Origin of the sequence: Actinoplanes sp. NPDC026670, assembly GCF_040638175.1 — a bacterium.
Lineage (GTDB): Bacteria > Actinomycetota > Actinomycetes > Mycobacteriales > Micromonosporaceae > Actinoplanes.
Map to the genome: position 1 here is coordinate 149,636 of NZ_JBEZXU010000022.1, position 7,423 is coordinate 157,058.

At 68.9% G+C, this 7,423-nt stretch carries 5 protein-coding genes; all 5 read left to right on the forward strand.

Annotated elements, in window-relative coordinates:
- Positions 1 to 75: 75 nt before the first annotated feature.
- Genes AB0E94_RS22795 through AB0E94_RS22815 form a run of 5 tightly spaced genes read left to right on the forward strand, consistent with a single transcriptional unit; the run spans position 76 to position 7,155 of the window.
- Positions 76 to 3,717 carry a nitrate reductase subunit alpha gene (locus AB0E94_RS22795; protein ID WP_360329156.1) on the forward strand — a complete coding sequence of 1,214 codons (3,642 nt, stop codon included), beginning with the start codon at positions 76 to 78 and terminating at the stop codon, positions 3,715 to 3,717.
- A 1-nt stretch (position 3,718) separates the two neighbouring features.
- Positions 3,719 to 5,413, forward strand: a complete 1,695-nt coding sequence (narH, locus tag AB0E94_RS22800; protein ID WP_360329157.1) for a nitrate reductase subunit beta — start codon at positions 3,719 to 3,721, stop codon at positions 5,411 to 5,413.
- On the forward strand, positions 5,410 to 6,033 hold the full coding sequence (narJ, locus tag AB0E94_RS22805) for a nitrate reductase molybdenum cofactor assembly chaperone (RefSeq protein ID WP_360329159.1): 624 nt from the start codon (positions 5,410 to 5,412) through the stop codon (positions 6,031 to 6,033). Before narH ends, narJ begins: the two co-directional genes overlap by 4 nt.
- Positions 6,030 to 6,788, forward strand: coding sequence for a respiratory nitrate reductase subunit gamma (narI, locus tag AB0E94_RS22810; RefSeq protein WP_360329161.1), 759 nt, complete (start codon positions 6,030 to 6,032; stop codon positions 6,786 to 6,788). Before narJ ends, narI begins: the two co-directional genes overlap by 4 nt.
- 22 nt (positions 6,789 to 6,810) lie before the next feature.
- On the forward strand, positions 6,811 to 7,155 hold the full coding sequence (locus tag AB0E94_RS22815) for a cupin domain-containing protein (protein ID WP_360329163.1): 345 nt from the start codon (positions 6,811 to 6,813) through the stop codon (positions 7,153 to 7,155).
- Positions 7,156 to 7,423 lie beyond the last annotated feature (268 nt).

A 7,423-nucleotide genomic window follows, 5' to 3' on the forward strand; every position in this document is an offset into this window, starting at 1 on the left:
CCGCGTTCGGGTTGCGTCGACCGGCAGGCCGGACGAATGTGGGACTCAAGGTCATCCGATCCCGGGGGTGGGGCGTTGACGGACACGACGAATGCCGCGGGGCGGGCACTGTTGACCGTCGGCGGGCTGGTTCGGCGGGCACAGGTGTCCCCGGACGGCCGGGCGCTGTATCAGATCGGCGGCAGGGAGGCTGATGCCTTCTACCGAGACCGGTGGTCGTACGACAAGGTCGTGCGGTCGACGCACGGGGTGAACTGCACCGGGTCCTGTTCGTGGAAGGTGTACGTCCGCGACGGGATCATCACCTGGGAGCAGCAGCAGACCGACTACCCGAGCACGGGCCCGGACAAGCCGGAGTACGAGCCGCGTGGCTGCCCGCGCGGTGCGGCGTTCTCCTGGTACACCTACTCGCCGACGCGCGTGCGGTATCCGTACGCGCGCGGCGTGTTGATCGACATGTTCCGGGAGGCCAAGCAGCGGCTCGGTGATCCGGTGGCCGCGTGGGCCGACATTCAGGCTGATCCAGTCCGCCGGCGCAAATATCAGCAGGCCCGCGGTAAAGGCGGCCTGGTCCGGGTGTCGTGGGACGAGGCTCTCGAGATGGCGGCGGCAGCGCACGTGCACGCGATCAAGGAGTACGGGCCGGACCGGGTCGCCGGGTTCTCGCCGATCCCGGCGATGAGCATGGTGTCGCATGCGGTGGGCGCGCGGTTCATGAGCCTGATCGGCGGCACCATGCTGTCGTTCTACGACTGGTACGCGGATCTGCCGGTGGCGTCGCCGCAGGTGTTCGGCGACCAGACCGACGTGCCCGAGTCCGGTGACTGGTGGGACGCCTCCTACCTGATGATGTGGGGCTCGAATGTGCCGGTGACCCGCACCCCGGACGCTCACTGGATGGCCGAGGCCCGCTACCGCGGGCAGAAGGTCGTCGTCGTGTCTCCGGATTTCGCCGACAACGTGAAGTTCGCCGACGAGTGGATGCCCGCCCAGCCCGGCACCGACGGCGCCCTGGCGATGGCGATGGGTCATGTGATCCTGAAGGAGTTCTTCGTCGACCGGCGGACCCCGCGGTTCGTCGACTACGTGCGCCAGTACACCGACCTGCCGTTCCTGATCACCCTCGATGCGGGGCCGGACGGGGCATACCGTCCCGGCCGGTTCCTCACCGACGAGGACCTGGGCGGTGAGTCGCCGTTCAAGACGGTGCTGTGGGACTCGGCCACGAACGCACCCGTCGTGCCGCGGGGCAGTCTCGGGCACCGCTTCGGCGAACCGGGTGAGTGGAATCTCGACCTGGGCGGGATCGAACCGGCGCTGACCTGCGCCGGCGCCGGCGAGGCGGTGGAGGTTGAGCTGCCGCGGTTCGACACCGACACACCGGGGGTGCTGCGCCGCGGGGTGCCCACCCGCACGGTCGCCGGGAAGCTGGTCACCAGCGTGTTCGATCTGCTGCTGGCCCAGTACGGCGTCGCCCGCGACGACCTGCCGGGCCAGTGGCCGTCCGGCTACGACGACCCGGCCGTCCCCTACACACCGGCATGGCAGGAGCCGTTCACCGGGGTCCCGGCCGTCCAGGTGGCCCGGGTGGCGCGGGAGTTCGCCGACAACGCCGAACGCTCCGCCGGCCGGTCGATGATCCTGCTCGGCGCGGGCGTCAACCAGTGGTTCCACGGCGACGCCACCTACCGCGGGATCCTGGCGCTGGTCACCCTCACCGGCTGCCAGGGGGTCAACGGCGGCGGCTGGGCGCACTACGTCGGGCAGGAGAAGTGCCGTCCGGTCACCGGCTGGCAGCAACTGGCCTTCGCGTTGGACTGGGTGCGCCCTCCCCGGCAGATGATCAGTACCGCGTACTGGTACACCCACACCGACCAGTGGCGCTATGACACGTTCTCCGCCGACACGGTGTCCTCACCGACCGGCAACGGCCTGTTCGCCGGCAAACACACCATGGACCTGCTCGCCCAGTCGGCGCGGCTCGGCTGGATGCCGTCGATGCCGACGTTCGACCGCAACCCCCTCGACCTGGCCGACGAGGCAGGTACCGATCCGGGGGCCTACGTCGCGCAGTCGCTGCACTCCGGCTCGCTGAAGTTCGCGGCCACCGACCCGGACGCGGAACGCAACTGGCCGCGGGTGTTCACCGTATGGCGGGCCAACATCCTCGGCTCGTCGGCCAAGGGCAACGAGTACTTCCTGAAACACCTGCTCGGCACCAGCTCCAACCTGCGGGCCGCCGAGGCCGGGCCCGAGTACCGGCCGCAGGATGTGACGTGGGCCGAGCAAGCGCCGGAGGGCAAGCTCGACATGCTGGTCAGCCTCGACTTCCGGATGACCTCCACGACGTTGTTGTCCGACGTCGTGCTGCCGGCCGCGACCTGGTACGAGAAACACGATCTGAACACCACCGACATGCACCCGTTCATCCACGCGTTCACCCCGGCGATCAACCCGCCGTGGCAGACCCGCACCGACTTCGACATCTTCCACGGCCTCGCCCGCCACTTCTCCGCCCTAGCCAAGACCCACCTCGGCGTCCGTAAGGACCTGGTGGCCGCGCCGCTGCTGCACGACACCCCGGACGCGATGGCCACCCCGCACGGCACGGTCCGCGACTGGCAGGCCACCGGCGACATCCCGGTACCGGGCAAGACGATGCCGAAGATCGTGGTGGTGGAACGCGACTACGGCGCGGTCGCCGACCGGCTCGCCGCCCTCGGCCCGCTGCTCGACACGCTCGGCACCACAGGCAAAGGCGTGCACGTCGACGTCACACGAGAGATCGACTACCTGCGGCACAAGAACGGCGCGATCCGCGGCGGGACCACCGACGGCCGCCCCTCACTGGCCAAGGACATCCACGCGTGTGAGGCGATCCTCGCACTGTCCGGCACCACCAACGGGCGGGTCGCCACCGAGGGCTTCCACGACGTGGAGAAACGCACCGGAGTGAAACTCGCCGACCTGGCCGCCGAACACGAGGGCAAGCAGATCACCTTCGCCGACTGCCAGGCCCGGCCGGTCCCGGTGATCACCAGCCCGGAATGGTCCGGCAGCGAGACCGGCGGCCGCCGCTACTCCCCTTTCACCATCAACGTCGAACGGTTGAAGCCGTGGCACACCCTCACCGGCCGGCAGCACTTCTACGTCGCCCACGACTGGATGCACGAGGCCGGCGAAACGTTGCCGATCTTCAGGCCGCCGCTGAACATGCACCGGCTGTTCGGCGAGCCGCAGCTCGGCCGCAACGGCGAGCTCGAGATCACCGTCCGCTACCTGACACCGCACTCGAAATGGTCGATCCACTCCGAGTACCAGGACAACCTGATCATGCTGACGCTGTCCCGGGGCGGGCCGACGATGTGGATGAGCGAAGCCGACGCCGCCAAGATCGGAGTCGGTGACAACGACTGGATCGAGGCGGTCAACCGGAACGGCGTCGTGGTCTGCCGGGCCATCGTCAGCCACAAGATGCCCGAAGGCACCGTGTACTTCTACCACGCCCAGGAACGCGTCATCGATGTGCCGAAGGCCGAGATCAACGGCCGGCGCGGCGGCATCCACAACTCGCTGACCAGGCTGCTGGTCAAACCCACCCACATCATCGGCGGGTACGCCCAGCTGTCGTTCGCGTTCAACTACCTCGGCCCGACCGGCAACCAGCGTGACGAGGTCACCGTCATCCGCCGCCGCAGCCAGGAAGTGGAGTACTGACATGCGCGTGATGGCCCAGGTCGCCATGGTGATGAACCTCGACAAGTGCATCGGCTGCCACACCTGCTCGGTCACCTGCAAACAGGCGTGGACCAACCGCTCCGGCGTCGAGTACGTCTGGTTCAACAACGTCGAGTCCCGGCCCGGGCAGGGCTACCCGCGCACCTACCAGGACCAGAACAAATGGCAGGGCGGCTGGGTACGCACCGCGACCGGCCGGCTCAAACCGCGGTCCGGCGGGCGGATCAAGAAGATGTTCACCATCTTCGCCAACCCGAAACTGCCGTCGATGAGCGACTACTACGAACCGTGGACCTACGACTACGAGCACCTGCTGACCGCACCGGCCGGCAGCGACTTCCCGGTGGCTCGCCCGAAGAGCCTGCTCACCGGCCAGGACACCAAGGTCACCTGGTCGGCTAACTGGGACGACTCCCTGGGCGGCGGCAACGAGGTCCTGGCCGCCGACCCGATCCTGCAACAGGTGTCCGACCAGGTGCGTCAGGAGTACGAGAAGGCGTTCCTGTTCTTCCTGCCCCGCATCTGCGAACACTGCCTCAACCCGGCCTGCGCGGCCTCCTGCCCGTCCGGCGCCATCTACAAACGGGCCGAGGACGGCATCGTCCTGGTCGACCAGGACCAGTGCCGCGGGTGGCGGATGTGCGTCACCGGCTGCCCCTACAAGAAGGTGTACTTCAACCACCGCACCGGCAAGGCCGAGAAGTGCACCTTCTGCTTCCCGCGCATCGAGATCGGCCAGCCGACGATCTGCTCGGAGACGTGCGTCGGCCGGCTGCGCTACATCGGCCTGATGCTCTACGACGCCGACGCCGTGACGAAAGCCGCCGCGGTCAAGGACGAGCACGACCTGTACGACGCGCAACGGTCGGTCTTCCTCGACCCGCACGATCCGAAGGTAGCCGCAGCCGCAGAGCGGGCCGGGATCCCGGGCGACTGGATCGACGCCGCGCGACGGTCACCGGTCTGGGACCTGATCATGCGGTACGAGGTGGCGCTGCCGTTGCATCCGGAGTACCGCACCATGCCGATGGTCTGGTACATCCCACCGCTGTCCCCCGTGGTTGACGTGCTGCGCGATACCGGCCACGACGGTGAGGACCCGCACAACCTGTTCGGGGCCGTCGACGCCCTGCGCATCCCGATGGAGTACCTGGCCGGGCTGTTCACCGCCGGCGACCCCGAACCGGTCCGCGCCACCCTGAACCGGCTCGCCGCGATGCGCTCCTACCAGCGGCGCATCAACCTCGGCGAGAAGCCCGATGACTCCATCCCGGCCGCCGTCGGCATGACCCCCGACGAGATGAACGACATGTACCGGCTCCTCGCGATCGCCAAGTACGAGCAGCGCTACGTCATCCCGGCCGCCCACGCCGAGGACGCCCACCGCCTCGAGCAGATCGGCACCGAATGCTCCCTGGAGTACGACGGCGGGCCGGGCATGTACCAGACCGGCCCGTTCGGGGAGGCGTCCGGCACCCCGGTTCCCGTGCAGGTGGAGACGTTCCACATGCTGCGGTCCCGGCAGACCTCCGACGGGTTCACCGACGCGGGTGACCAGCCACGCCGGGTCAACCTGCTCAACTGGGACGGCAACAGCGACGCCGCCGGGCTGTTCCCGCCCCGCCGCGAACCCGCCGGCGGCGCAACCAGGCCTGACGACGGAGACCAGCCGTGAACGCCGCCGACCAGTGGCGGCCGGTCGCCGCTCGCGCCGCATCCCTGCTGTTGCGCTACCCCGACACCACCACCACCGAAGCCCTGCCACTGATCCTCGACGCCCTGCCCGGCCTACCCGACGCCGTCGCCGGCCCACTAGGCGCCGTCGCCGCCCATCGGGCAGGCACCGCCATCGGCACGCTGCGCACCCAGTACGTGGACCAGTTCGACTTCCGGCGCCGCGCCTGCCTGCACCTGACCTACTACACCTGCGGCGACACGCGCAAACGCGGCGAGGCCCTCGCCGACTTCGCCGCCGTCTACAAGAACGCCGGCCTCGAAATCATCGACGGAGAACTACCCGACTACCTGCCCGCCGTCCTCGACCTCGCCGCCGAACACGACAGCGGATGGCAGCTGCTGCGCGACAACCGGATCGGCCTCGACCTGCTCACCGCCTCCCTCAACAAGGACGGTTCGGTGTACCGGCACGCCATCGACGCGGTCCGCGCCATGCTGCCACCGGCCGCACCCGCCGACCTCGCCGCAGCCGCCCGCCTCGCCCACACCGGGCCACCCGCCGAACAGGTCGGCCTGCAACCCTTCGCCCTCACCGATCTGACCGGAGGCCGCCGGTGAACACCACCGACATCCTGCTCTGGGTGGTCTACCCCTACCTGAGCATCGCCGTACTCATCGGAGGCACCATCTGGCGCCACCGCTACGACAAGTTCGGCTGGACCACCCGCTCCTCCCAGCTCTACGAGACCACCCTGCTGCGCTGGGCCAGCCCAATGTTCCACTTCGGGGTCCTGTTCGTGCTCATCGGCCACATCGGCGGCCTGCTCATCCCCAAGAGCTGGACCGAGGCCGCCGGGATCACCGAACACGCCTACCACCTGATGGCCGTGTTCGTCGGCACCGTCGCCGGTCTGTGCACCCTGATCGGCATGGCCCTGCTCATCGCCCGCCGCCGCCTCACCGGCCCCGTCTTCGCCGCCACCACCAAGAACGACAAAGCCATGTACGTCGTGTTGGGCGCCGTGATCGTGCTCGGCCTATGGGCAACCGTAAAAGCCAACATCGCCGGCGGCGGCTACGACTACCGCGAAACCGTCTCCCCCTGGCTACGGTCACTGTTCACCCTACAGCCCGACGCGATGCTGATGACGGCAGTTCCCACCTCCTTCAAGATCCACGTGATCGCGGCGTTCACGCTGTTCGCGTTCTGGCCGTTCACCCGCCTCGTCCACGCGTTCAGCGCCCCGGTCGGCTACCTCACCCGCCCGTACGTCGTCTACCGCTACCGCGACCCCCGCCCCGGTCTGCGCCCCACCCGGCCCGGCTGGGAGAAGCCGGCCGCACCGGCCACCCGTGCCCGCAGCACCCGATGAGTTCCTGTCAAGGAGACCCCCCATGCCCATGGAGATGACGTCGCTGGCCGGGCTCGCCGAACAACACCTGGCCATCGCCCGGCAGGCCGGCAGCGGCCGCAGCGCCCACACCGTCTACGGCGGTCACGACAAGACGCTGCGGCAGACCCTCATCGCTCTGGCCGGTGGACGAGAGCTCGACGAACACGAGAATCCCGGCGAAGCCACGCTGTACGTGCTGTCCGGACACGTCCGCCTGGTCGCCGGAACACACGAGCAGGACGGCACCAGTGGCGACCTGCTCACCGTCCCGGACCGCCGGCACCGCCTGCGCGCCGTCGACGACAGCGTCGTCCTGCTCACCGTCGCCAAGACCGGCAGCCGCTGAACACAGTCAGGACCGAGGATGATCGGCGGGGAGCCGGAAGCTACGGGGTGAGCTCGTTCCGCAAGTCGTGGCGGAGCCTTGCGCGATCTACGCTGATCGCGAACCCTGACGTGTCACATCGATCGGATGACTTCGTGTCGAATCACCGTTACCCCGACCGCAGTCTCCCGTTAGGGAGCCGGGAGCCGGGAGCCGGGAGCCGGGAGCCGGGAGCCGGGAGCCGGGAGCCGGGAGCCGGGAGCCGGGAGCCGGGAGCCGGGAGCCGGGA

Coding starts and splice junctions, on each gene's coding strand:
- narH (WP_360329157.1), top strand. CDS start 3,719: ATGCGCGTGATGGCCCAGGTCGCCATGGTGATGAACCTCGACAAGTGC.
- AB0E94_RS22815 (WP_360329163.1), top strand. CDS start 6,811: ATGCCCATGGAGATGACGTCGCTGGCCGGGCTCGCCGAACAACACCTG.